Origin of the sequence: Paenibacillus dendrobii (assembly GCF_009807035.1) — a bacterium.
In the GTDB taxonomy this organism is placed as follows: Bacteria; Bacillota; Bacilli; order Paenibacillales; family Paenibacillaceae; genus Paenibacillus_AQ; species Paenibacillus_AQ dendrobii.
Genome location: NZ_WUBI01000001.1, coordinates 1,406,298 through 1,432,554, shown reverse-complemented (window position 1 = coordinate 1,432,554; position 26,257 = coordinate 1,406,298). Strand labels below are relative to the sequence as shown.

At 48.4% G+C, this 26,257-nt stretch carries 20 protein-coding genes; 10 read left to right on the top strand and 10 right to left on the bottom strand.

Annotated features, from left to right (window positions below; genetic code table 11):
* The first annotated feature begins 73 nt into the window (after nucleotides 1–73).
* Nucleotides 74–1,477, top strand: a complete 1,404-nt coding sequence (locus GRF59_RS06065) for an NAD-dependent malic enzyme (protein WP_160496721.1) — start codon at nucleotides 74–76, stop codon at nucleotides 1,475–1,477.
* Between the two features lie 77 nt (nucleotides 1,478–1,554).
* On the opposite strand, the gene GRF59_RS06060 is transcribed toward GRF59_RS06065, so the two are convergent.
* Nucleotides 1,555–2,403: a 1,4-dihydroxy-6-naphtoate synthase gene (locus GRF59_RS06060; RefSeq protein WP_160496720.1), complete on the bottom strand. Its 849-nt coding sequence runs from the start codon at nucleotides 2,401–2,403 to the stop codon at nucleotides 1,555–1,557.
* The gene (locus GRF59_RS06055; protein WP_423802932.1) at nucleotides 2,400–3,107 is read right to left on the bottom strand and encodes a futalosine hydrolase; all 708 of its coding nucleotides are present in this window, start codon (nucleotides 3,105–3,107) and stop codon (nucleotides 2,400–2,402) included. The genes GRF59_RS06060 and GRF59_RS06055 overlap by 4 nt, the downstream gene beginning before the upstream one ends.
* 225 nt (nucleotides 3,108–3,332) lie before the next feature.
* On the opposite strand from GRF59_RS06055, the gene GRF59_RS06050 reads away from it, so the two are divergent.
* Entirely contained in the window at nucleotides 3,333–3,710 is a 378-nt protein-coding gene (locus tag GRF59_RS06050) for a nuclear transport factor 2 family protein (protein WP_160496719.1), read from the top strand.
* Nucleotides 3,711–3,729: 19 nt separating this feature from the next.
* Here the strand turns inward: GRF59_RS06050 and GRF59_RS06045 are convergent, their stop codons facing one another.
* Genes GRF59_RS06045 through GRF59_RS06035 form a run of 3 tightly spaced genes read right to left on the bottom strand, consistent with a single transcriptional unit; the run spans nucleotide 3,730 to nucleotide 7,446 of the window.
* On the bottom strand, nucleotides 3,730–4,863 hold the full coding sequence (locus GRF59_RS06045) for a Ger(x)C family spore germination protein (protein ID WP_160496718.1): 1,134 nt from the start codon (nucleotides 4,861–4,863) through the stop codon (nucleotides 3,730–3,732).
* 5 nt (nucleotides 4,864–4,868) lie between these two features.
* Nucleotides 4,869–6,359, bottom strand: a complete 1,491-nt coding sequence (locus GRF59_RS06040; RefSeq protein ID WP_160496717.1) for a spore germination protein — start codon at nucleotides 6,357–6,359, stop codon at nucleotides 4,869–4,871.
* Nucleotides 6,349–7,446 (bottom strand): GerAB/ArcD/ProY family transporter, encoded by a 1,098-nt coding sequence (locus GRF59_RS06035; RefSeq protein ID WP_160496716.1) that lies wholly within the window; start codon nucleotides 7,444–7,446, stop codon nucleotides 6,349–6,351. The genes GRF59_RS06040 and GRF59_RS06035 overlap by 11 nt, the downstream gene beginning before the upstream one ends.
* Before the next feature lie 286 nt (nucleotides 7,447–7,732).
* On the opposite strand from GRF59_RS06035, the gene GRF59_RS06030 reads away from it, so the two are divergent.
* The gene (locus GRF59_RS06030; RefSeq protein ID WP_237391651.1) at nucleotides 7,733–8,716 is read left to right on the top strand and encodes a UDP-N-acetylmuramate dehydrogenase; all 984 of its coding nucleotides are present in this window, start codon (nucleotides 7,733–7,735) and stop codon (nucleotides 8,714–8,716) included.
* Between the two features lie 178 nt (nucleotides 8,717–8,894).
* Nucleotides 8,895–9,494, top strand: a complete 600-nt coding sequence (locus GRF59_RS06025; protein ID WP_160496714.1) for a nitroreductase family protein — start codon at nucleotides 8,895–8,897, stop codon at nucleotides 9,492–9,494.
* Between the two features lie 108 nt (nucleotides 9,495–9,602).
* Here the strand turns inward: GRF59_RS06025 and GRF59_RS06020 are convergent, their stop codons facing one another.
* Nucleotides 9,603–10,037, bottom strand: a complete 435-nt coding sequence (locus GRF59_RS06020) for a MarR family winged helix-turn-helix transcriptional regulator (RefSeq protein WP_160498148.1) — start codon at nucleotides 10,035–10,037, stop codon at nucleotides 9,603–9,605.
* 176 nt (nucleotides 10,038–10,213) lie between these two features.
* Here GRF59_RS06020 and GRF59_RS06015 point away from each other — a divergent pair, with 176 nt between their 5' ends.
* The 6 genes from GRF59_RS06015 to map all read left to right on the top strand — a co-directional run bounded on the left by GRF59_RS06015 (nucleotide 10,214) and on the right by map (nucleotide 21,877).
* Nucleotides 10,214–11,740: an MDR family MFS transporter gene (locus GRF59_RS06015; protein ID WP_160496713.1), complete on the top strand. Its 1,527-nt coding sequence runs from the start codon at nucleotides 10,214–10,216 to the stop codon at nucleotides 11,738–11,740.
* Between the two features lie 157 nt (nucleotides 11,741–11,897).
* On the top strand, nucleotides 11,898–17,360 hold the full coding sequence (locus GRF59_RS06010) for a HAMP domain-containing protein (RefSeq protein ID WP_237391650.1): 5,463 nt from the start codon (nucleotides 11,898–11,900) through the stop codon (nucleotides 17,358–17,360).
* A 186-nt stretch (nucleotides 17,361–17,546) separates the two neighbouring features.
* On the top strand, nucleotides 17,547–17,885 hold the full coding sequence (gene ymzB, locus GRF59_RS06005; RefSeq protein WP_160496711.1) for a protein YmzB: 339 nt from the start codon (nucleotides 17,547–17,549) through the stop codon (nucleotides 17,883–17,885).
* A 122-nt stretch (nucleotides 17,886–18,007) separates the two neighbouring features.
* A complete protein-coding gene (locus tag GRF59_RS06000; protein WP_341480058.1) occupies nucleotides 18,008–18,589 on the top strand; it encodes a TetR/AcrR family transcriptional regulator in 582 nt (193 codons plus the stop codon).
* A gap of 184 nt (nucleotides 18,590–18,773) precedes the next feature.
* Nucleotides 18,774–21,041: a YhgE/Pip family protein gene (locus GRF59_RS05995; RefSeq protein ID WP_160496710.1), complete on the top strand. Its 2,268-nt coding sequence runs from the start codon at nucleotides 18,774–18,776 to the stop codon at nucleotides 21,039–21,041.
* A gap of 89 nt (nucleotides 21,042–21,130) precedes the next feature.
* Complete coding sequence (gene map / locus GRF59_RS05990) at nucleotides 21,131–21,877, top strand: type I methionyl aminopeptidase (RefSeq protein ID WP_160496709.1); 747 nt, start codon at nucleotides 21,131–21,133, stop codon at nucleotides 21,875–21,877.
* Nucleotides 21,878–21,926: 49 nt separating this feature from the next.
* Here the strand turns inward: map and GRF59_RS05985 are convergent, their stop codons facing one another.
* From GRF59_RS05985 to GRF59_RS05970, 4 genes are all read right to left on the bottom strand, one after another.
* A complete protein-coding gene (locus GRF59_RS05985) occupies nucleotides 21,927–22,127 on the bottom strand; it encodes a hypothetical protein (RefSeq protein ID WP_160496708.1) in 201 nt (66 codons plus the stop codon).
* A gap of 72 nt (nucleotides 22,128–22,199) precedes the next feature.
* Nucleotides 22,200–23,345 carry a Ger(x)C family spore germination protein gene (locus GRF59_RS05980; RefSeq protein WP_160496707.1) on the bottom strand — a complete coding sequence of 382 codons (1,146 nt, stop codon included), beginning with the start codon at nucleotides 23,343–23,345 and terminating at the stop codon, nucleotides 22,200–22,202.
* Entirely contained in the window at nucleotides 23,342–24,829 is a 1,488-nt protein-coding gene (locus GRF59_RS05975) for a spore germination protein (RefSeq protein ID WP_160496706.1), read from the bottom strand. Before GRF59_RS05975 ends, GRF59_RS05980 begins: the two co-directional genes overlap by 4 nt.
* Complete coding sequence (locus tag GRF59_RS05970; RefSeq protein ID WP_160496705.1) at nucleotides 24,826–25,917, bottom strand: endospore germination permease; 1,092 nt, start codon at nucleotides 25,915–25,917, stop codon at nucleotides 24,826–24,828. The genes GRF59_RS05975 and GRF59_RS05970 overlap by 4 nt, the downstream gene beginning before the upstream one ends.
* Nucleotides 25,918–26,257: the final 340 nt, after the last annotated feature.

Genomic DNA, 26,257 nt, shown 5'->3' with positions numbered 1-26,257 from the left:
TCCTCTGCCTGTTATGATATGTGCGTGTTGTAATCGGTTTCAAATGAATAACACCATATTAGGGGGAAGCTTCATGGCTAACACAAGTATTATTCTACGCGTTGAACTTAATCATGAGAAAGCCACCTTCGGGGATGTGGCAGCCGCCATCAGCAAATCGGGTGGAGATATCACGTCAATCGACGTCATCAGACCGGGAAAGGATTTTTCCGTCCGGGATATCACCGTCGAAGTGGTGGACACGGAAGAGAGTAAGGTAGTCGAATCGCTTAAACAGAAGGAAGGCATCAAGCTGATCAACGTTTCGGACCGGACCTTCCTCGTTCATTTGGGCGGTAAAATCAAGATTCAACCTACATTGCCAATTAAAAACCGGGATGATCTGTCCCGCGTCTATACTCCTGGAGTTGCCAAAGTATGTACTGCCATTCATGAAAATCCGGAGAAAGCCTATTCGCTGACGATCAAGCGAAATACCGTAGCCGTAGTCAGTGATGGTACTGCCGTACTTGGCCTGGGAGACATTGGCCCTTATGCGGCTGCGCCCGTGATGGAAGGTAAAGCGATGCTGTTCAAACAGCTTGCCGATGTGGATGCATTTCCGATCTGTCTGGATACCCATGATACGGAGGAGCTGATCCGGACCATCAAGGCGATGAGCCCGATTTTCGGCGGGATCAATCTGGAAGATATCAGCTCGCCGCGCTGTTTCGAAATTGAGAGAAGGCTGACAGAGGAACTGGAGATTCCGGTGTTCCATGATGATCAGCATGGCACGGCCGTGGTCGTGATTGCAGGATTGCTAAATGCGCTAAAAGTGGTAAATAAACGCATTGAAAACATTCGCGTTGTCGTAAATGGTGTTGGTGCAGCGGGCGTATCCATCTGCAAAATGCTGCTCAGCGCGGGAGTGACGAAGCTGGTTCCGGTAGATCGCGACGGAGCAATCGTCCGCGGCGGAAGCTATTCGCATCCGATGTGGCAGTGGCTTGCGGATCAGCCTCAGGTGGAAGCGACCGAGGGATCGCTTAAAGAAGTGATCAAGGGCGCCGATGTTTTCATTGGCGTATCCCGCGGTAATTTGCTGAACGGAGAGGATATCCGGGGCATGGGTCCAGACCCGATCGTTTTTGCCATGGCCAATCCGGTTCCGGAAGTTTCGCCTGAAGAAGCCATTCCACATGCACGGGTGTATGCAACCGGACGAAGCGACTATCCGAACCAAATCAACAATGTCCTTGTATTTCCTGGGCTATTCCGCGGCGCATTGGACTGCAGAGCACGCTGCATTAATGAACCAATGAAGCTGGCTGCCGCACGCGCCATCGCATCGGTGGTGACCGGCGGTGAACTGAATGAGCTCTATATTATCCCAAGTATTTTCAATGAGCAGGTTGTCATTGAAGTGCGTAAAGCCGTTGTACAGGCTGCTATCCTGACAGGTGTTGCCCGAAGAATACCTAAGGATTTCCGCTAAACGCAAAATAGACAGCAAGAGAAAATCCCGGTGTCCTCGTTAACGAGGACACCGGGATTTTCTACTCATGAATGTATTTATGGCAGCATGAGCGCTTGGGGATCGATCGGAGGTACAAGTCCTTCGTCAGCTGCACGGGTAAGCAGCGATGTAATCGCAGCATAGCCGTCCTCACCCAGATTCGCGGTAAAGCTATTGACGTACAGATTGATATGGGCATCGGCTACCTTGGGATCCATTTCCTGCGCATGGCTGAGCACATACTCACGAGATTCATCAGGATGCGCCCATGCATACTCAACGGAAGCGCGTGCCCAATCTGAGATGGCTTTCAGATCAAGAGATCGTTTGGCAACGATAGCACCCAGCGGAATGGGGAGCCCTGTGTCCTGTTCCCACCAGTTGCCGAGGTCCGTCATCAACGTTAAGCCATAATCAGGATATGTAAATCTGGCTTCATGTATAACGAGCCCGGCATCGATATGCCCGTCACGTACGGCAGGCATGATTTGATCGAATGGCATGACCACGATCTCTCCGATACCTCCGGGAACGTTTTGTGCAGCCCAAAGCCGGAACAACAGATAAGCGGTGGAACGTTCGCTTGGAACTGCAACTCGGCGTCCGGATAATGCGGAAGGGTCCTTAGGCGCATGATCTCCGCCTGCAGCCAGGACAAGCGGTCCGCAGCCTCTGCCTAATGCTCCGCCGCAAGGCAGGAGCGCATAACGATCCAACACCCAAGGCAAAGCAGCATACGAAATTTTAAGAACATCATAGTCGCTCTCATCCTGAGCAGCCAGATGGTTGGTAATATCAATATCGGCATAAGTCACATCCAAGGCAGGAGCACCAGGAATCAGACCATGCGTCCACGCATGGAAAACGAATGTGTCATTAGGACAAGGGGAAAATGCAATTTTCATTCTGAAATAACCCTCCTTAAAATGTTGCCTGCTGCTTCAAGTGCGGCAAAGGCTTCTTTCATCCGCCAGGCGGAACGGTCCCGGGGTCCAACGGCATTGGAAATGGTGCGCAGCTCGAGAACAGGCAAATTCCACAACTTGGCTGCGGTAGCGACACCGAACCCTTCCATGCCTTCTGCCGTCGCATCGCTGATCCTTGAAGTCAGGGCTTCGGTCTTTTCTGCTGAGCCAGTTCCGGTCGTAACCGTTAGGATGGAGCCGCGGTTAACGTTGATTCCTGCAGACAGCATGGCATCCGTTAAGGCCTCTGCCAAACTGGAATCTGCCGGGATCACAGAGCTGCCAAAACCAAGCTCGTCCACACTGAGGAATCCATCGGGCGTTTCAGCACCCAGATCAGCGGCAATAATCCGGTCTGCGATAACCGTTGAACCTACCTCCGCTTTACCGACGAATCCGCCGCCGATACCTGCACTGATGACAAGTGCGTACGAGGCTGCTGAGAGCTCCGCTGCAGTCCTTGCCGCCGCCGCTGCAGGTCCAAAGCCTGCAAGCTTAACGTCAAACAGATCCGAATCGCCAATTCCGCGGAGAACGGCCTGCTGTTCAGCCTCTACGGCTGTCATGATAAGCACACGTCCAGAAGGACGATTCATCCGGGCAGGCTTTCCGCCGCCCAGCACAGTATCTACGTCTGATTTCATGCGCACCTTCCTCTCTCATGAATCATGTTAGTCATATTAAATATTTCACTGCCCGTTAATGTAAGGCCTCAATATATAACCTTATCCTGATCGGGGCATCATGTAAAGCGGTAGAGGCTATCAGACCACTGCATAGGCCGATGTTTGACAAGCTCAGCCTAACGTGTAAATAATTAGAACAGCATGATAGGCAAGCAAATCCATCATCCTGAAGGAGGAAACGATATGCCGACGGAACAGGAAATCAAGACAGCCATGCAAGCGTATATTGACCGATTTAATGAAGATGATCTGGAGGGAATTCTTTCCCTTTTTGCAGAGGAAGCTACTGTGGAGGATCCTGCGGGTATGGCTCCGATTATAGGAAAGGCTGCCATTACGGAATTTTACACCAAGGTGGTCAACGGGAAAACCCGAATCCATCGTGAAGAGCCGATCAGGGGTTCACGTAGTAATTCAGGTGCGATGGCAATACATATAGAAACTCATGCAGAGGGCTCGACTTTGATGATTCACGCGATAGAAGTCATGACTTTTACCGATGCAGGACTTATTTCGAGCATGAAAGCTTATTGGGGACCAGGCGACATGGAGAACAAGTGAGCTCCGGGAGGCACTCGGTTTACATTTTATACGTGTTGGAATGGTCTATCTTCACCTTTACCTCCACATTGTCGATCTCTATTGACGGAAGCAGCGGACCTCCGCTGCTTTTTTGTTTCCATAGAGGATAGTGATGCCGGTAAATCCATTCTTCGAATTGATACAGGTCAATTCCTTGCTTTTTAGCCGTATGGAAGTTTTCAATGATATCACGCTGCAGTTTCTTTTCCGCAACGGTTTTCATTTGCTTTTCATCGAGACCCTTTTTCCAGGCTGATTCCGTAATATTGGCATGCATGGATACTTGAACGATGAAGTTCATTTTTCCATTTTTTTGGCTCATCCGAATCTTCGACGTTGGATTGTTAAGGCTCAGAGTGGTTGGAGCACCTTCCGTTGCTTCCAGATTCAGTGGAAACCGATTTACGTGAGTAAAGATAAGCAGTCTTGCCCCGCTTAGTTCCGCTTCTGGGACCCAGCCCATGTTTGTCCCCTTTTGAACGGCATAGACACCCTTAAGCTCCATCATGGAATCTTTTTTATGATTCGTCGACCAATGTTTCGAGGAAAGGGATATATCCGGTAGCAGGACGGTGGTCGCCGGTTCGCGGATCGCATCCATCAGTTTCTGTAATCGGATAGGCTCGATGCCGGAGCGCTGCTTATAGACCTCCCGGGGTTCGAACATTTCCAGCATGAGCGGGGACTGGTTAAAAGTTGTTTCCGCGTTGAATATATCCTCAATGGGATCTTTAGTGCCATACACCCACGGCGTATAACGGAGATCTCTTGACCTGAGCAGCTCTTCAAAAATATCATTCATATGCTTCAAGGCAGAATCCGATAACACAATGGATTTGACATGGGTCCACAAGGTTTGATGCTGGGCGGATGGATAGAGATCATAGAAGGCGAGGTTTACCGTTTTTCCTGTGCCCTTGCCTACCCAGGTGGTGTTTTTACTGTTATTCCCGCCAGTGTCGCTTTGCGAAATGGAGCTGAAATCCGTCAGTTTGCCGTAGACGGTATATTGGCCATTTTGATAATCAATGCCTATGGCAGTAACGATATTCATGTCCTGAACGGATTTTAAATCCCAGCAGCCCGTGAGTAACAATGTGCAAAGCATCAGCGTGATGACTGCCTTCTTCATTCCGCTTAGCCTCCTTTTCGCGTAGAATCCTTGGTGCGAAGTACTTTCGGACGGCGGATCATATCCTTGACCGGTTTGCGGAACAGGCCTTCCCATACATCCCGGCCGATATAAGGAGATATAGGTGCAAGATAGGGAACGCCGTAACATTCGAGCGTCGCGAGGTGTACGACCAGCGAAAAGACAGCGATAAAAAAGCCGAACATCCCGAGGAAAGAAGACAATAAAAGTACATACAGCCTGATGATGGCTGTGGTTCCCGCCAATACCTGATTGACCAAAGTGAAGGTCGCGATGATCGTCACGGCAACCATCACTATCATCGTGGGGGAGGTGATACCTGCCCGAATGGCCGCATCTCCGACAATGAGACCGCCGACGACGGTGATGGTCTGTCCAACGGATTTGGGAAGCCGAATCCCGGCTTCATGAAACACTTCAAACAAAAACAGCATCATAAAAGTCTCCAGCGGTATGGACAGCGGCAGACCTGTTCGTGAGTTCATGATGGTAGCCAGCAAAGGGGTCGGAATCTGCTCGATATTGTAACTGGTCAACGCGATATAGAAGCCAGGCAAAAATAAGGCGATAATTAAACCCGCCAAACGCATGATGCGTTGAATGGAGACAATATGAAAAGGCATATTGGTATCTTCAGGTGATTTGATTTGGGAAGTGAGCGTAATAGGAGCAATAATAGCCATGGGAGATCCATCGAAAATAATGGCAAATCTGCCGCTGAGAATGCTGTCGGCCACATAATCCGGTCTGCCGATATAATCGGTCAACGGAAATATGCTTTTCAAATCGCCCTGAACCAGGTCCTCGATCTGCGACGTGCCGATAATGGCATCACCCTCATAAGCATTAAGGCGGCTGCGGATTTCAGTGACGATTTCGGGATTGATGACGTCTTTGATATACAGAAGCGAGACTTTGGTTTGCCCGCGTTCAGACAACGTGAAATTTTCCACGCAAAATGACTGCGATCTCAGACGCTTGCGCACCAGGGCCACATTGATGGTTAGCGACTCGGTAAATCCGTCATGCGGGCCTTTAATGGAGGATTCGGTCGAGGATTCTTCCGGCGCACGGTTGGGCTGCTTACTGACATCCATCGTGAAGAAGGCAGACAGCTCTTGAAAAAAAACGATCAGCATCCCGCCGAATACTTTGGAATCCAGTTCTTTGAGCAGCTTGTCGTCGTTCAGACGGGACAGGGGGATGTACTGGCAGTCCTCAATATCCTTTACATTTGAAAATCCGGTTTTGCCGTACATTTTTTCAAGTCTGGGCAGTACGAACTGATTGATTTGTTCCGCGTCGGACATGCCATCGCAATAAAGCAGCAGGATCGTTTGCTTTTGATCTGGGGAGCCCACGTAAAAAGGATGCAGAACCACATCCTGACATTCGGCATAATATTGTTCTAGGAAAGCTTTATCGATGGTTTCGTTATTATTGGCAAAGGGCTCTGGCTGAGTATCATGTGCCATGGTCTTGATGTACCTTCTTTCTCGATGAGATATAGGCGAGTATGAACAGAGCGATAACCAGCACAATCAAAAAGACAAAGGAGGCAGGGAAGTAGTAATCCTTCAATAGATGAAGAAACAAGATGTCGTTGGGGCCGAGCAGATTGATAACATAAAGAAAGATCATGAGCGCTGCGAGGGTCCAGATTCTCGCTTTTTTCTTTTTAATATTCCAAATATCCACTATTAAATACAATGCAAGCGTAATACGAATGAATGCGCCGGATAGCCATTGATAGATAGAGAAGAAATCGGTTTGAGCGATATATCGACCCAGTGTGGCGATTCTCCATTCCTCGTATGCGGGATAACGCTGCCGCTCTGCTTCGATCGGGTTAAATATGGTGATTGCTCCCACCAGAGGCCCAAGGGTCAATCCGATCAGTACCAGAGCTAGCACAAGAAGCTGCCAGCCTTTTGCCGGCTTTTCAAGTTTGGGCTGCAGCATGAGGTAAAGGATAATTTCAAACGAACCGGAACAGGCATACATGACGCCTTTGGCAATACTGGCCCACCCGTTCTCGAAAAGGGGAAGCAGTTGGCTGTAGTCCTTATACTGGATATTGGTGAACATGATGAAGAAACCCAGAGCAACGACAATGGGCAGCAGGATGCCGGAAGCCGTGGCAATTGTCTTGAATCCTTTGATGCAGGCATAATAGCACAGGACCAGCAGAATTAACGAAGTCACAAAAATCGGCGTTGCGGATAAGAACGTGATTTTAGCCCATTTCGTCGTGTCCGTTAACGTGAAGAAACAGATCGAGAACAAATATATGCTCATTAGAATTCTGAAGATATTGGCTGTTACTTTTCCGGCTTGATCTTTGATCCACATCTCGATGCTTTTATCTTGCATCTGTTTGGCAATAAAATAGACCATGTACGTCATGAGCAGCAGCGGAGCTGCCGATATGATGACAGCAATCCAGGAATCCCTCCGCGTCGTTTGAAGAAGAACGGGAATGATGAATACATGGTTGATGATGCCAATCGATAACAAGATGATCATGATGCCTTGAGACAGCAAGGGTTTGGGCGATTTCATGGTTGTCCACCTCGGAAATAATTTACAATCAATACAGACCATTATTGACCTGAGATGTCAGAAGGATACTTGAACAAGAATGTATGGTGCTGATTTTTTGTCCGTCATCATTTCCATACTCTGCAAGCACGTATAAAATGACACATAGCGTTATGCAGGACGATATATTAGAATAGATAGGTCTACACTAAAAAGGTACCATCAGGATGATTAATCCTTAAAATGAAGTTGAAAGCGAGAAGGAACCCTAATGTTGAATAACCGGATGACTTTTGAAAATTTATGCATGCGAAATGAACCTCTTGCCAATCATTCCTCTTACCAAATTGGCGGAAAGGCGAACTTTTTTGCTATGCCGGAAACTGTCGAGGAGCTGCTGACGCTGCTTCAGGGATGCAAGACGCATGGACTGGACTATTTTATTTGCGGCATGGGCTCCAATTTGCTGTTTCCGGATAATCCGCGGGAGGACACTCTCTATATTTCCCTGAAAAAATTCGTGTACTGGGACATAAAGCCGTCCAAATGGTTTATTTCCTCCGGAACTCCGATGTCCATGCTGGCGATCAGCGGGCTTTTGTTTCGTATTCCGGGCTATGAATTTACGTACCTTCTACCAGGAGGGCTCGGCGCAGGCATTTACATGAATGCCAAATACAACCACCATCAGATCAGCGATATTATCAAGACGGTGTATTACGTGGATCTGTCCGATCCGACCCTGTCTGTGCAGTCTATCGACGTCTCGCAGTGCAAGTACGGCTACAAGCAGTCCATTTTCCAAATGAATCCATGGCTCGTACTGGGGGCGGATATGCTGGCTGTGCCGGGCGAGGAACAAATCGTTCTGGGCAATGAGTTGCTGGCACGCTGGAAAGCGCAGGAAGGGATGTCCACATTGGCTTCATTCTACTCCTATATGGATGCGGAATCTTCGGCTTTGACGAAGCAAGGGCTGGTCATTCCGGGAGAAATGACGGACATTGCTAATTATCGTAACGGCAAGCGCCATTTCGAGTATCCGTCCTGCGGATCGGTATTCAAGAACAACTATGATTACGGCATTCCTGTCGGCGCGCTTGTGGACCGCTTGAATTTGAAAGGCAAGGAATACGGCGGAGCCATGATTTCCCCATATCACGGGAATATGATTATTAATCACAACCATGCAACGGCCGAAGAAATTAAGTACTTAATGAACACGATTATCGAAGGCGTGAATACGGCATTTGGTTTTGAACCGGAGCCGGAGGTTGTCGTGGTAAAGTAAGCCATGAATAGGCAGCGCCAGACTAAAGAAACCTTTCCAATACGGGAAAGGTTTCTTTTTTATTGATCTGGGTTTAAATAAGCATAAAACATAAACTTTAAAACAAAGTATTGCAACAGAGAAGATAGGAATATATAATAAAAAGTAAGTAAATAAATTATTGGAGGTAACTATACAAATGTCTAACGAATTTTTCTCCGCACTTAAAGGAAGACGTTCCATATATGGAATCAGCAAGGATATAACCGTATCTGATGAAAAAATCCAGGAAATCGTGAATGAAGCTGTAAAACATACACCATCCTCATTCAACTCCCAAAGCGCACGTGTTGTCGTTCTTTTGGGCGAACAGCATGACAAACTGTGGAACATTACAGAACATACACTGAAAGCTGTCGTTCCAGCTGAGAACTTTGCACCAACAGCCGAGAAAATGGGCGCTTTCCGCAATGGATATGGTACAGTATTGTTCTTCGAGGACAATTCCGTTATCGAAGGTCTTCAATCCCAATTCGAGACCTACAAGGATAACTTCCCTGTATGGTCCCTGCAATCCTCCGGTATGCTTCAACTGGTGATCTGGACTGCACTGGAAGCAGAAGGTCTGGGAGCAAGCCTGCAGCACTACAATCCGCTGATTGACCAACAAGTTGCAGCTGAATGGAACCTGCCTGCAAGCTGGAAACTGCTCGCTCAAATGCCTTTCGGTAAAGTATTGGCACCTGCTGGCGAGAAACAATTCCAACCGCTTGAAGAACGCGTTAAAGTATTTAAATAAATTCGTTAAGCCGAATTGCCGGCTATCAGCATAAAAGGACGGAACCCGAGGAGTCGCTTCGACTTCCTGGCTTCCGTCCTTTTTCAATTCATGCATGATGCAATAGAATCATGAAGAGGATTTGCTCTTCTTCACATTCAGCTGCTTGATCTGTTCTTCCAAAATAGCGCTTGCTTTGCCAATAAATTGGGTAATGAGATCCAAATCTTCATCCGTGTAAGAGGAAGCTAGCTCATGCATGGACTGGTGAAGCGGTCGATAGGTGTTACCGACTTCTTCTTTATATTCATATTCCGGCACAAGAATGACCCTGCGGCGGTCATTGGGGTCATTTGCCCGGCGGACGTAGCCGACTTTTTCGAGGCGGTCGATCAATGCAGTAACACTGCCAGTGGCAAGGCCAGTAATTTTAGATAATTCTCCGGCGGTGATCGGGCCGGTTTCACGGAGGATGTCTACGGATTTCAAATCATTGTTGTATAACCCAAGCGAAGCAGCTACGTTTTGCTGGTATAGAACCGTCCGGGTTCCGAGTCCACGCATAAGCGAGACAAGTTGTTCTTGTTGATCGGGAGCTAATTGATCATGCGGATGGCTTGACAAAAGACGAACCTCCTTTTAAAATCTCAATATCTCGATGATCGAGATATTTGATGAACGAGGTAATGAATCAAGTTCATTCTATCGAAATCATTAATCTTTTGTAAAGGGGTTTACAGATGGAGGCCGCAAAAAGCAACATAAAGTTGGTTGTGGCAGGCTTATTGCTTGCCATTTTTATGTCAGCCATTGACAATACCATTGTCGCTACGGCGATGGGAACGATTGTATCCAAACTCGGCGGCATGGACAAATTTGTATGGGTTACATCCGCTTATATGGTTACAACGATGGCCGGCATGCCGATTTTCGGCAAATTATCCGATATGTACGGAAGAAAGAGATTCTTTATTTTCGGTTTGACGGTGTTCCTGATCGGTTCGGCGCTGTGCGGTTTCGCCCAGTCGATTGAACAGCTCAGCATTTACCGGGCGATTCAGGGAATTGGCGGCGGGGCGCTGATGCCAATTGCCTTTACCATTATCTTTGATATCTTTCCGCCTGAGAAAAGGGGAAAAATGACCGGGCTTCTCGGTGCGGTTTTTGGTGCGGCGAGCGTCGTTGGACCGCTGCTTGGCGCATATATCACCGACTATTTCGGCTGGGAATGGGTATTTTATATCAACGTTCCCATCGGGATCGTATCCTTCGCGTTGATCATGAAGAATTACAAGGAATCACCTGGCCATTCGAAACAAAAGATAGACTGGTGGGGAGCATCGACTCTTGTAATTGCCGTCATCAGTCTCATGTTCGCGCTGGAGCTTGGGGGCAAACAGTATGATTGGAGTTCGGCTCCGATCATTTCATTGTTTGTCAGCTTCGCAGTCTTTTTCATCGTGTTCTTTTTCGTGGAATTGCGGGCGAAAGAGCCGATCCTTCCATTCTTTTTGTTCAAACGCCGATTGTTTGCATCCTCGCAAATCTTGGCGTTCCTGTATGGCGGAACGTTTATTATCCTGACCGTGTATATTCCGATATTCGTACAAGCGGTATATGGTGGCTCGGCGACCAATGCCGGACTTATTCTGACACCGATGATGCTGGGCTCCGTTGCAGGCAGCTCGATCGGGGGGATTTTCTCTTCGAAGACGAGTTACCGGAATCTGATGATCATATCAGTCATTTCCTATATCGCGGGCATGTTCCTGCTGAGCACGTTAACGCCTGACTCGGCGCGGATTCTGCTTACGTTGTTCATGATCATCGTCGGCTTCGGGATGGGCTTCTCGTTCTCCCTGCTGCCGACAGCTTCACAGCATAATCTGGAACCGCGGTTTCGCGGAACTGCCAATTCAACCAATCAATTTCTCCGCTCGCTGGGGATGACGATGGGAATCACGATCTTTGGCACAATCCAGAACAATGTATTTGCAAGCAAGCTGGCAGAGGGTTTCAAGGGCATGGGCGGAAATGCAAATGCAGCCATGGCCAATGTTGGCGACACGAGACAAATTTTCGAACCGAGCGTTCGCGCAAAAATTCCGGAGGCAATCCTCAGCAAAATCGTTGACGCGATGTCCAGTTCGATTACGCATGTATTCCTGATCGCTTTAATCCCGATTGTTATCGCTGTTATCTTCGTCTTCATGATGGGGAACTCGCGGGTTACGATCACGAAAAAACAAAATAACACAGAGGCTTGATTGAATGCAGAGCGCCCGGTATGACGGGCGCTTTTTTTGTTGCTGCTTTTCGGATTTGGCAGAAAAATGACAGATTTTGTTCGGCATAGTAAAATGGGAGAGATAAGATTTTATAAGCCAATCCATTGAAAATAAATGTTGAGAGAGGAAAATGACCATGTCGGACGCGAATCTGGATTCGCATAATGATCAGGTACATACCGGAGAATTGCTGAATGCGCTCATGGCACTCAAGAAGGGTGATTTTTCTTATCGCATGCCCTATGATCACACCGGAATTGCCGGTAAAGTGGCAGATACATTCAATGAAATCATGGAAATGCAGGAGAACTTGGTTAATGAAATCCAAACCGTAGCGAAAGTGGTAGGCAAAGAAGGCAAGCTTACGCGCAGATTCTCGCATAAAAATACGGGGGGCTCCTGGCAGCAATCCATCGAATCCTTAAATGGCCTAATAACAGATCTAATACAGCCTACCAGTGAGATGGTACGGGTGATCAACGCTGTGGCCCAGGGCGACTTATCGCAAACGGTTGAGCTTGAATTTGAAGGTAGACCGTTGACTGGAGAATATAAGAAATCAGCTAACAATATCAATAAGATGGTGAATCAGCTTAGCAACTTCGCTTCCGAAGTGACGCGGGTGGCGAGAGAGGTCGGTACAGAAGGAACTCTCGGCGGCCAGGCGGATGTCAAAGGCGTTTCGGGAACATGGAAAGATCTGACTGAAAATGTTAACAATATGGCGGCCAACTTAACGAACCAAGTGCGCAGTATTGCTCAAGTCACCACGGCTGTAGCGAAGGGGGATCTGACCAAACAGATTACCGTGAACGCCAGTGGCGAGATTTTGGAACTTAAGAATACGATTAATACCATGGTGGATCAGCTGTCGACCTTTGCTTCTGAAGTGACGCGGATGGCACGTGAAGTAGGTACGGAAGGCAAACTTGGCGGACAAGCCAACGTTCGGGGCGTCTCCGGGACGTGGAAAGATCTGACGGATAGCGTTAATGACATGGCGTCCAATCTGACGGACCAGGTCCGTAATATCGCCGTCGTAACGACGGCCGTCGCCAACGGGGATCTATCCAAGAAAATTACGGCCGATGTACAAGGAGAACTGCTGGAGCTTAAGAATACCATCAATACCATGGTGGATCAGCTGAGCAATTTTGCTTCCGAGGTCACTCGTGTGGCGCAGGAGGTATCCGCTGAAGGTAAGCTTGGCGGCCAGGCAGACGTTAAAGGCGTCTCCGGAACATGGAAATTCCTGACGGACAGCGTCAACACGATGGCGGGCACTCTGACGGATCAGGTTCGCAATATTGCGGAAGTCACTACCGCAGTAGCCAAAGGGGATCTGTCGAAGCATATTACGGTGGATGCCAAGGGCGAAATCCTTGAAATGAAGAATACGATCAATACGATGGTAGACCAGCTCAGTATGTTTTCCTCTGAAGTCACGCGCGTAGCCAGGGAGGTCGGCACGCTCGGCATGCTCGGCGGCCAGGCTCAGGTTAAGGGAGTTGCGGGGACGTGGCGCGATTTGACGGAGAGCGTTAACTATATGGCTTCAAATTTGACGAACCAGGTCCGTAATATCGCTGTCGTGACGACGGCTGTCGCCAACGGGGATTTATCGAAAAAAATCACGGCCGATGTTCAAGGCGAAATTCTGGAACTCAAAATAACGATCAATACGATGGTGGATCAACTGAGCACTTTTGCTTCCGAAGTCACGCGCGTAGCGCATGAGGTAGGAACGGAGGGGAAACTCGGCGGCCAGGCGCAGGTGAAAGGCGTGGGCGGAACCTGGAAAGACCTGACGGAGGGCGTAAATAACATGGCTCGCAATCTGACGGACCAGGTCCGCAATATCGCGGATGTCACGACAGCCGTCGCCAAAGGGGATTTGTCCAAAAAGATCACCGTCGATGTGAAGGGTGAGCTGCTAGAGCTGAAAAACACGATGAATACCATGGTGGATCAGCTGAGCATGTTCGCATCCGAGGTAACGCGCGTAGCCCGGGAGGTTGGAACCAAAGGGAAGCTTGGAGCGCAAGCGGATGTACAGGACGTATCGGGCACCTGGAAGGATCTAACCGATACGGTGAACAATATGACCCGGAATCTGACTGTTCAGATGCGCAATATTGCAGGCGTAACAACGGCTGTTGCCAATGGCGACTTGTCCAAGAAAATCACGGTCGAAGTCAGCGGTGAGCTGCTTGAACTCAAAAATACCGTGAACACGATGGTGGATCAGCTGAATTCTTTCGCCTCCGAAGTGATTCGGGTGGCACGCGAGGTAGGAACCGACGGCAAACTGGGCGGTCAAGCACAGGTGCTCGGAGTAGCAGGCATTTGGAAAGACCTTACCGATAACGTTAACGGCATGGCGAACAACCTGACCGATCAGGTCCGCGGTATCGCGAAAGTCGTCACCGCTGTAGCCAACGGCAACCTGAAGCAGAACCTGACGGTAGAGGCTAAGGGAGAGATTGCCGAGCTCGCGGATACGATGAACAATATGATCGAAACGCTGGCTACTTTTGCCGATCAGGTTACGACCGTATCCAGAGAGGTTGGCGCAGAAGGGAAGCTGGGTGGTCAGGCTAGCGTCCCTGGAGCCGCCGGTACCTGGAGGGATTTGACGGATAACGTTAACTACATGGCGAGCACGCTCACCACACAGGTTCGTGCCATCACGAATGTAGCAACAGCCGTCACAAACGGAGACTTATCGCGAACGATCGATGTGGCTGCAGCCGGAGAGGTGGCCAGCCTGAAGGATAATATCAACGAGATGATTCGCAACCTCAAGGAAACGACACGGATCAATACGGAACAGGACTGGCTGAAAACCAATTTGGCGAAGTTCTCGCGGCTTCTTCAGGGGCAACGGGACTTGAATGCGATCAGCCGCATGATATTAAGCGAGCTGGCACCGCTTGTTTCCATGCAGCATGGTGTCTTTTATATCAACGAACCGGTAGATGGCGAGCCGGTGCTGACTCTCTTCGCAAGTTATGCCTATCAGAACCGGAAGCATCTCTCCAACCGTTTCCGCGCGGGCGAGGGATTGGTTGGACAGTGCCTGATCGAAAAGCAGCGAATACTGCTCACGAATGTCCCGCATGATTATGTGGTGATATCGTCAGGATTGGGGGAAGCTGCGCCGCTCAATATTGTCCTGCTTCCGATCGTATTCGAAGAGCAGGTGCTTGGCGTCCTCGAACTTGCTTCCTTCAGGACGTTTAACGATATCGACCTTGCCTTCCTCGACCAGCTTACTGAATCGATCGGGGTTGTCGTGAACACGATGCAAGCCAATCGCCGTACAGAGGAACTGCTGAAACAGTCTCAATCGTTGACAGAAGAGCTCCAGAAGCAGCAAATGGAACTGCAGCATACCAATGAAGAGCTGGAGGACAAGGCCAAGCTGCTGGTCATTCAAAAGGCCGAGGTGGAGAGCAAGAATGACGAAGTCGAAATCGCGAAGAAGTTTTTGGAGGAAAAGGCTGAGCAATTGGCCCTCACCTCTAGATACAAATCGGAGTTTTTGGCGAATATGTCGCATGAGCTGAGAACGCCGCTGAACTCCCTGCTGCTTCTCGCGGAACAGCTGGCGGACAATCCGGATGCCAACTTGACCGATCATCAGGTGAAATTCGCGAAGACGATTCAAGACTCCGGCGTTGAACTGCTGAATCTGATTAATGATATCCTGGATTTGTCGAAAATCGAGTCGGGCACGGTATCGCCGGATTACAGCGAAATTTCCATTCAAGGGATGGTAGGTAACCTGGACCGTTCCTTCCGTCATATGGTGGATAACAGCAGACTGGATTTTGCCATCAAGATCGACCCTAACGTGCCGGATGCCATTGTAACGGATCCGAAGAGATTGCAGCAAATCCTTAAGAACCTTCTCTCGAACGCGTTTAAATTTACGGAGGAAGGTCAGATTCAAGTCCATGTGAGGACTGCCGAAGATGGCTGGAATGCTGAAAATGAAAAGCTGAATCAGGCTGCCGCCGTGCTCTGCTTCTCCGTAAGCGACACCGGGATCGGCATTCCTGAAGAGAAACAGCACATTATATTCGAAGCGTTCCAGCAAGCAGACGGAAGCACGAACCGGGAATACGGCGGAACCGGGCTTGGCCTTGCCATATCTCGGGAAATCGCGACGATGCTTGGCGGAGAACTTACGCTGTACAGCGTCGTTGGCAAAGGCAGCATCTTTAATCTGTACCTCCCTGTCGACGCCGAATTGCCGCCGAAGGAAGAACCCGTTAAATATGTTCCTGAGGTGATTGATGTCACTCCTCCGGAAAAGAAGATTTCCTTTACGCGCAAGAGCGATCGGATCAACGATGACCGTGATCGGATCGAGCCGGGTGACCGGGTGTTCTTGATTGTGGAGGACGACATCAAATTTAATGAAATCCTGCTGGAGATTCTGCACAAGAAAAATATTAAAGCGGTTATGACGACCAAGGGCTCGAATGCGCTCGAGCTTGCCCTCAAGTATAATCCGCAGGCCATTACGCTGGATCTGCGCCTGGGCGATATGGATGGCAGGATGGTCATTGAGCATTTGAAAAATGATATCCATGTCCGGCATATTCCCGTTTGCGTCATTACGGTCGAAGAAAATGAAGTCGAACTGATGCAAAAAGGAGTATATGACTACATCTGCAAACCGGTTACGAATGAAGAATTGGAAAATACGCTGGACAAGCTGAGCCGTTTTGCTGACCAGAAGGTTACTCGTCTGTTGATCGCTATGAATGACGAAGATCGCCGAAACGATTCCATAGCGCTTATTGGCAATCAAGATGTTGAAACCACGGCCGTGAAATCTGCCGAAGAAGCTCTGGCTGAACTGAAGCGGCATGATTTTGATTGCGTTCTGCTTGATAATGATCTAAAGGATATGGATGTGCTGCAACTGATCAAGGAGATCATCCGGATGCCGAAAAACAAGCATTTGCCGATTGTTCTCCATCGCAGCGGCAAGTGGAGCCATTTAGAGGAAGAAGAGCTGGAAGATTTAATGAGATCAGCGGTACTCAAAGAAGCCAAGACGGCTGTACAGCTGCTGGACGAGACCAGCATCTTCCTGCACCGTAATGCCGAGAACCTTCCTGAAGATTCGCGGACGACCATCATGAAGCTGTATCAATCCGACGACATGATCAAATTCAAAAAGGTGCTTGTCGTTGATGACGACATCCGCAATGTATTCGCATTGACGACGATTCTGGAACGTCATAATATGATGGTCATTCCGGCAGAGAATGGACATGAGGCGATTCGCTTGCTGGAGGAAACCCCGGACATTGAGATCGTGCTGATGGACATTATGATGCCGGTTATGGACGGGTACGAAACAACGAGAGCGATCCGCCAGAAGCCGGAATTCAAGGATTTGCCGATTATCGCATTGACGGCGAAGGCGATGAAAGGCGACCGCGAGGAATGTCTTGAGGCCGGAGCCTCCGATTACATTACCAAACCGGTGAACAGCGCCCAACTGTTATCCATGATTCGCAGCTGGCTCGGCACGGAAGCCGAGCCTGAAGAGCAGGATTCTGGAACCGACTCGGAGTAAACGAACATTAACGTTAAGGTGCGTTTCGTGAGGCAGCAGCCCACGAGCGTACCTTTTTTTCTGCTTAGCTGTTCGTTCATCATGATGCTGATTTTTACAGAGGCGGATGTTTTGTGATTAGCCGTAATGGTTAGACTCATAGTAGGCAAGATACAGCGACTATAACCGATGAAAGTAGGGCTTATGATGAGCGATAAACTAAATTTGATCCAGGAATGGTTGGAGAAACATCTGCAAAAGACGATTCTCATCCGCAAAGAGGAGCAGGGAGATTTGGATGAAACCCGGGTGCTGCTCGAGGGAGTGGAATATAAAGAAAATGTATCTACGATTGACGATTATGCAGAGGGAAGCTCGCTTATATTGCACGGACCAGGCAAAGTGTTGAATGAACAGGGGGATATACCGCTGCCGCAAAATACATTTCAGATTTATGTGGACGGACTTGCGGATTGCCAGGCCGGAGAAGATGGAATAACGATGAAAACAGATCGTGCAAAGTATTTTATTTCTGAAATATCATAATTTTCTAATATTAAAACTTTGTCATATGAGCAAGAACGTGGTAAAGTAGATCATGACCTTATGACTGAATTTGTTTTGTGGTCATGCATGCGCGGCATGGCGTCAGATGGGAGGGGAAAAACATAGGAACGGTGGATCGGAAAAAACAAGTACTTGAAGCAGCTTCGCGGTCATTTGCTTTGTTTGGCTATAAAGCGACGACAATGGATCAGGTGGCCAAGATCGCGAATGTGGGAAAAGGAACCATTTATACGTTTTTTGATACGAAAGAACAGCTATTCGATGAAATTTTGCATGGCGTTATTTCTGAAATGAAAACCATCATTCAACGGGAAGTCGACCATGATAAAACCTTTTTTGATAATTTGTTCCGCGTATTGGATTCTCTTCTGGAATTCCGCAGTGAGCACGAACTCCTCATGAAGTTATCCCAGGAAGTCAGGGATGTGGGTACTCCACAATCACAGGAAGCGATGAACCAGGTAGAAAGCGTCATTTTGGCATATATTGAAAAAGAAATCCGGCATGCCATCGCGCAGCATGAACTGCGGGATTGCGATCCTGGCATTGTTTCTTTCCTCATGTTTAAAATGTACGTCGCGTTGACATCCGAATGGAACAAAAATCACGAGCCTCTGACAAAAGATCAGATCAAAGAACATATCCGCCTTTTTTTAGAGGATGGACTCGCAGTGCACGCGTAAGTGAGGCACATGGCAGGATAGTTCAGTGAAGGACACCACCACAGTAAGCGCATGTAGGCGGACCTACTCCGAATGGGAATGAGTTACGGGGTTGGTTTCGCTCGCGTATGAATGACCAATTGAAGGAATCAGTCAGAGATATTGAGAGAGAACATACACTTGGAGAAGGGGGACTATCACTTACATGAATGCAATATCCGTGTTTTTCAAAGATTTAGGTGCGGCATTGAAGAACCCGAAGGTGCTGATCCCCGTGATCGCCGTCATGTTCATACCGATTATGTACAGCGGTGTTTATCTGGCAGCCTTTTGGGATCCATACGGTCATTTGGATCGATTGCCGGTCGCCGTGGTCAATAAGGACAGTGGTGCCGAGTTTAAAGGCAAAGAATTGCACATTGGTTCGGATTTGGTTGATGAGCTGAAGAAGAACAAAGATTTTGGGTGGGAATTTGTTAATGATCATGATGCGGACAAGGGAATTAGCGACAACCGCTATTATATGAAAATTACCATTCCCGAGAATTTCTCCAGCCAGGCAACAACGCTAATGGATGATCAGCCGCATCCGGCGACGATCCAGTATGAGCCCAATGGAGATTATAACTTTATCGCATCGCAGATCGGGAATACAGCGATTAAGGACATTAAAGCGAAGGTATCCGCCAAGGTGACCGAGTCTTATACCGAAAATCTGCTGGACAATTTTACGGAAGTATCAAGCGGCCTCGCAGATGCCGGTGAAGGTGCAGGTAAGATTCACAGCGGCAGTACGGAACTGGATGACGGTGCCACCAAGTTGAAGGAGAATCTGAACAAACTTGCGGCAGGTACGTTAGAGGCCAAGGGAGGTATGGAGCCTCTGGCGAAAGGAGCAGGAGACCTTAACAAAGGCGCAGCGCAGCTCAGCCAGGGCTCCAGTGAATTGTCGAGCGGTCTGGATCAGTTGAATGCTGCGGAAGGCCAGCTATTGACAGGCGCACAGCAAGCACAGCAAGGCGGAGAGCAGCTGCATACCGGACTTCAAGGCTCGCTGGATGGAGCGAAGAAGCTGAATTCCGGGCTTCAGAGCTCGGAGCAGGGCGCAAACAAGTTGGAGTCGGGGCTGAAGTCTTCTGAGCAGGGCAGTGCTGATCTGGCATCAGGCCTGAAATCTTCGCTGGACGGAACCGCGAAAGTTTCTGAAGGCGCTAAGAGTGTGGCTGATGGTTTGCAGCAGCTGGCCAAATCCAGTCCGGAGCTTGAGCAGAATCCTCAGTTCCAGAAGCTCATGGCCGCCAGTCAGGCAGTCGCTGAAGGAAGCGCCAAGGTAACGGCCGGTCAGCAAAAATTATCCGAAGGTGCAGAATCCTTGCGTGGTGCGCAAAAACAACTGCTTGACGGTGCAACGGCGCTGCATAGCGGTCAGCAGCAGCTGCTCGAAGGCAGCGGTCAGCTCGTTCAAGGGCAAGAGCAGCTTGTACAAGGCGCATCCAAGCTGAATGACGGTCAGGCCGCACTCACTGCCGGCCTGACAACTTTCGGCGAAAAACTGAATGAAGCAGCCGGGGGCAGCAAGGCTCTTGTTACAGGTTCGCAGCAGCTTCTGAGCGGTACTTCTCAGCTTGAAGGGGGAGTCAGCAAGCTTTCGGGGGGATTGACGACTCTTGCAGACGGATCGCAGCAGCTGAATAACGGAGCAGGCGAACTCGAGAAAGGTATCACGAAGCTCGATGATGGATCGAAAGAATTGGAAACGAAGCTGAATGATGCGGCAGACAAAACCTCCGAGCTGAAAAAAACGGACGCTCTGGTTAAGATGTTCGCTAAACCAGTAGATTCCGAAGAGAACGAATCCCGTAAGATTCCAAACTATGGTACCGGCTTGACGCCTTATTTCATGTCTCTTGGATTGTTCGTAGGCGCATTGATTTCGACACTTGTCATCTCGCTGAAAGGAACAACGGTGGAAGGCGCATCCGGATTCAGCCGTTTCGTCAGTCGCTCCCTCTCGTTCGCGGGAATGAGTTTGTTCCAATCGGTGGTGGCTGCAGCCATCATTTTGCTGGGATTGGGACTGAAGGTACAGAGCGTCCCTCTGTTCTTCCTGTTCACGTTCATCACAAGCTTAACGTTTATGTTCATCGTGCAGGCAGTGGTAACCTGGCTTGACATGCCTGGACGATTCCTCATTATTATTTTGCTAATTCTGCAGCTGACCACCAGCGCAGGTACATTCCCGCTGGAACTGATTCCGGATTGGTTGAAGCCGCTCAATCCTTGGCTGCCAATGTCGCATAGCGTTCTTGGCTACAAAGGGATTATCTCAAGCGGAGATTTCGACCTGGTATGGAAACAAGCCGGAATATTGGGTATCGATGCGGCGATTTTCCTCGCATTGTCATTGGTATATTTCTTATGGCGCGGAAACCCGAAAAAACAGACGGGTTCTAAACCGGCTGAAGCTGTATAAAGTAATTTTAAGTCCTGATCCTCTTCGGATCAGGACTTTTTACGGATAACAGGGTATAATAAAGTGATCAGACAGGAATGAGGGATTAGATGATTACGATTAAATCAAAAGCACAAATTGAGCACATGAAAGAAGCCGGGGCCATTCTCGCGGCATGCCACCGGGAAATTAAAAAGATGATCGTTCCCGGCATCACAACCATAGAGATTGACCGATTCGCTGAACAATTTATCCGCAAGAATGGGGCAACTCCGGAACAAAAAGGATATAATGGTTTCCCCTATGCGACCTGTACATCGTTGAACGATGTTATTTGTCATGGCTTCCCCGGTAAAACGGTTCTGAAGGACGGCGATATCATCACGGTAGATATGGTCGTTAACTTGAACGGATGGCTGGCCGACTCCGCCTGGTCTTATACGGTAGGCCAGGTTTCCGAACAAGCGCAGCATTTGCTGGATGTGACGAAGGAATCCTTGTACAAAGGGATCGAGCAGGCAGTTATCGGCAATCGGATCGGCGATATTTCCCATGCCATTCAGGTATATGCGGAGTCAGAGGGCTTCTCGGTTGTCCGTGAATTTATCGGGCACGGGATTGGCAAGGATATGCACGAAGAACCGCAGGTTCCTCACTATGGCCCACCAAATGTAGGACCGCGCCTGAAAGAGGGAATGGTCATTACGATTGAGCCGATGCTCAATACCGGTACTTACCGGAGCAAGATGGATAGCGATGGCTGGACAGCCAGAACCATGGACGGAGGACTTTCCGCGCAATATGAGCATACATTAGCCATTACGGCGAATGGACCGGAAATTCTAACCATGCAATAAAAGTAAAAGAGAGGACGCATGTGCGCCTCTCTTTTTTCTTTGCATTTTGTTAATTCAACGAGACCGCCACAAACGCGACGATGGCCAATATGATGGTAACCGCGTAAATCGAGGTGAGTCTGGTGATATTGCTCTTGGTTTTCTTTTCGTAATTGGGATTCTTCTTCTTGTTCTCCGCTGAAAAACCTACCAGAAACGTTGTAATCAACGCCAGAACAGCCACTCCTATCACGAGAGCGTACATCCACATTGATGATCGATCACCTTTCCTTTGGCAATAACAAACGAGCATACCATTCTCATCATACCATGAGAACGATGATTAATTAACCCTTTGTTTGTATTTGCCCGAACTGTCAATGGTGACCCGGACATCGATGGATTTAATGGAATCTTTGTCAAGAATGAACGGCTTGGTACGATGGAGTTCATGCCACTTTTTGGGGTTTTTGCGATACAGATTTTCATCAAGCATAAAAACGTCGGCTTTTTGATCCAGACCCTTTTTATAGCTCATCTTGATCTCGTTTTCGACAACAACGCTTGCCATTTTTTCCATGGTTTTGTGTGGAGTATCCTTGACGAGTTCATCCACATATGCATTGATAGATACACGAATCATGAACCTTGGCTTGCCCTTATCCATGACAGGCTTAATATACAAATGCGGTTTCACCATGATCAGTGAGGCAACGGGTTTGCCCTCATAGGGAATATTGATCGGTGATCTTTGCAGCTGCCGCTGAATCCAGCGGGTGCCTTTGAGATCATCCTCCCACAAATGCCCGCGGTATTCCTTGTTTTGAAAAAAATACGCCCCATTTATGCGGAACATAGGACGGGAATCCTGATCCTCGAACCAAGTATTGTCTTCTATCTCCAACGATGGAATCATGGCGAGCCCGGAGGGTTCGTCCATCTGAGCGATAATTTTGAAGACGTACACGGGCAGGATAAAGGATCGTTGCGAATAGATCTGTTGAGGTGAGTCCATAATCGTTTCTAACGGCGACAGATTCAGGATCGATTTTTGACTCAACACTTTTTTTAGCGATTCTTTGGTACCGTACATCAAGATATTGTAGCGTATTTCCCGGTAGCGGTTGAGCATCTCGTAAATTTGATCCATGCCGTGCTGCATGGTATTCTCCGTCAAGATTACGGATTTCATATGCCCCCAGAACACTCTCAGCTGCGAAGTGGAGTACATGGTCGTCAGCGACTCGGTTACAGTACGCCCTTCTCCGATGCCAACCCAGACGGGGACCGGCTTACCCAATTCCGCATTTTCGGCTTTGGCGACATTCGTGAAGTTCAACACTTGTGCATAACTCTTGAATTTACCGTTCTCGTAATCAATGCCAAGAGCGGTCACATAAGCCATGTTCTGTATATCTTTGGAGTTCCAGCATCCTGGAACCAGTACCAGAAGAACAAGACACATGAAAATGTGCGCTATTTTTCTCATGTTGTATTCTCTCCTTGATGATCCGAATCAATCGTATCTAGAAACGTAGGCCTTTTACGGAGCAAATTCCAGGGGCCACGCAGCAAAGATTTCAAGAAGTCTTTCGGCATCATGGGTGATATTGGGGCCAGATACGGAATTCCGAAAGTCCGGAGTCGTGCTATATATGCCAAAAGGAGAATGATTCCGAGAATCAGCCCATACATGCCCAGGAAGGACGATACGAAAAACAGGCCGAACCGGATAACGCTCACGACAGAGCTTAACGTTTGATTGACCAGCGTGGCTCCCGCCACTGCGGTGATGGCTCCGACCACGACGGAAGAGGGGGATACCAAACCGGCCCTGATGGCCGCATCACCGATAATTAATCCACCGATGACCGTCAAAGTTTGACCGATGGAACTTGGAAGCCTGACGCCAGCCTCCCTGAATATTTCCAGTAGGACAAGCAGGAGGAATAGCTCCATTTGTGCAGATAGGGGAAGTCCCATCCTGCTCGTCGATATGGTTGCCATAAGCCGAAAAGGGATTTGATCTTGATGGAATGCGGCTAATGCAACCCAAAAGGAGGGCAGCAGCATGGATAGCAGCAGACTGATGCCGCGGATCAATCTGACAAAGGAAACGTAAATATAGTTGAAATGAACATCCTCCGGAGACTTCATCAGTAGGGAGAGTGAACCCGGACCGATCAATACCATCGGGTTACCATCAATAACAATAATAAATCGACCGCTAAGCAGGCAGGTAATGACATAATCCGGACGGCCCGTAAAATCCAGCAGCGGGAAGAGTGAATACTTTGAATCGGATAGCAATTCCTCCAGTTGATTGATCGTATAAAGCCCGTCAATGTCGATCTTCGACAGGCGTTTGCGTACCTCAACCAGGATCTCAGGGGAGATGATATCATCAAAATACATCAACCCCACTTTCGTGCGGGTACGCCTGCCAAGAATCGATTCCTCGCAGCACAGCGAATTGCTTCGGATTCGTTTGCGGATAAGGGCCACATTCGTAACATAATCTTCGGTAAAACCGTCTTTGGGACCTTTAATGGAAATCTCAACGGTAGACTCTTCAGGCGAGCGTTTGGGGACGCTGCTGATGTCCATCGAGAACAAGCCATTGTTATGCGGAAAGAGTAACACGAGACCACCTTGATAGACCGTATCTTCCAACGTTTGAGCAGTAATGGGTTCCTCAAATGGCACGAGGGGGAGCTTGCCGTACAGCTCGTCACCTTGCTCGATTGAATAACCGGTATCCTGATACATCTTCTCTAGCTCTGGCAATACAACGAGACTGATTTGACTGGAATCGGCAAGGCCGTTGGCATAGACGAGTACGACATCCGAGGCGGGAGTGTCTTTTTTGATTCTGTAACTTCGGATGACAACGTCAGAGCTCTTGATAAACAAGTCTTTTATCTTCTGAAGCGTCCATATATTGCTTCCTGATTTGGAATCGGTGGATGTCATGCGGCTCCCTCCTTGTTTTTACGAGGTAAGAATGAAACGCCAAACCAGATCACAGAAAGGAACAAGCTTAAAAATAACGTAAAGGGAAAATAGTAGTTATACATCGTTTGATAATAAGCATTTTGACTTATAGGGAACATGGCAATCAGTATATAGCTGAACGTAACCGCAAGAATAAATCGATTGGCCATCGTTCTGTTCTTGAACGGAAGCATTTCAACGAGCAAAAACTGCGCCAGACTGATTCGCACGGTAGCTCCGGCAAGCCACTGATACACGGACAGGAAATCGACATGCTCCACATATTCCCCGATCTTAACAAGTCTCCATTGTTCATAGGGAGATTCCATTTGCTTCGCCGCTTCCTGAGGGCCGAATTCGGTAATGGCGCCAACGACTGGCCCGAGCGTTATGAATGAAATAATCAACCCGTAAACGATAAGCTGCCACGGTTTAACCTTGGATTTTATCCGATGCTGCATGGTTAGAACCACAAGGATTTCTACAAACCCTCCACCGACGTATAGCATTCCATGTATCGGAGGGTATAATCCATGCTCCAGCATAGGTGTTAACATCGCGTAATTTTTCTGTGGAGAATTCGCTACACCAACGAAAATTCCTAGAATAACGACAATGGGAAGTAAAATTCCTGCCCCGATGGCGATTGATTTAATACCGAGCTTCGCCGAATAAAAACTTACAAGTGCCAAGGTCCCGATCAAAACTACTTTCGGTGTCGCCGGCAGATAATTGCTGATCGCCCAGCTGGACGTATGGTAAAGGGTTATTCCACCGATCAGATAAAGATGAAGAATCATGGGGGCCACCAAGATCCATGAAATGACCGGATTCGTCCGTTCAGCAATCCACGGCTGCAGCTTTTGTTGGCCGCTTCTTTTCATGAAAATGGCGAGCATCAAAGTCCATGGCACAAGAAGAACCGTGGAGAATATCACGGAAATCCAGGCATCTCTGCCGGAAGCATCCAGTACCATTGGATTGATCACGACATGGCTTGTCAGTCCGTTCATCAGCATGAGGAGAACACAAATCTGAGGAATCGTGACTTTGGTTATATTTTTCATGGGATTTGCATCACCCGTTCCATAGAAATTGTGTTGGCATCGTCTATATTTTAGGCTGATTCATCCAAAATTATGTAAGAGAAGGAAAACAGGGGTTTCATGCAAGAGAACAAAAAAAGACAAATGCTCGAAACATCTGCCGATACATATTAAAAATTCAATATATGAAAAATTCACAAAAGGAAAGCATATCACGGATCTAGTTACTGTATCGATTCGACTACCCACCACCTACTTAAATTGAAAAAAGGGAACTATCATACGCCGAACAAAGGATCAAGGCATTACGCCGCAGGATTAGAATTTATTAATGCAAAAGAGCAGTGCCATGATAATGGCA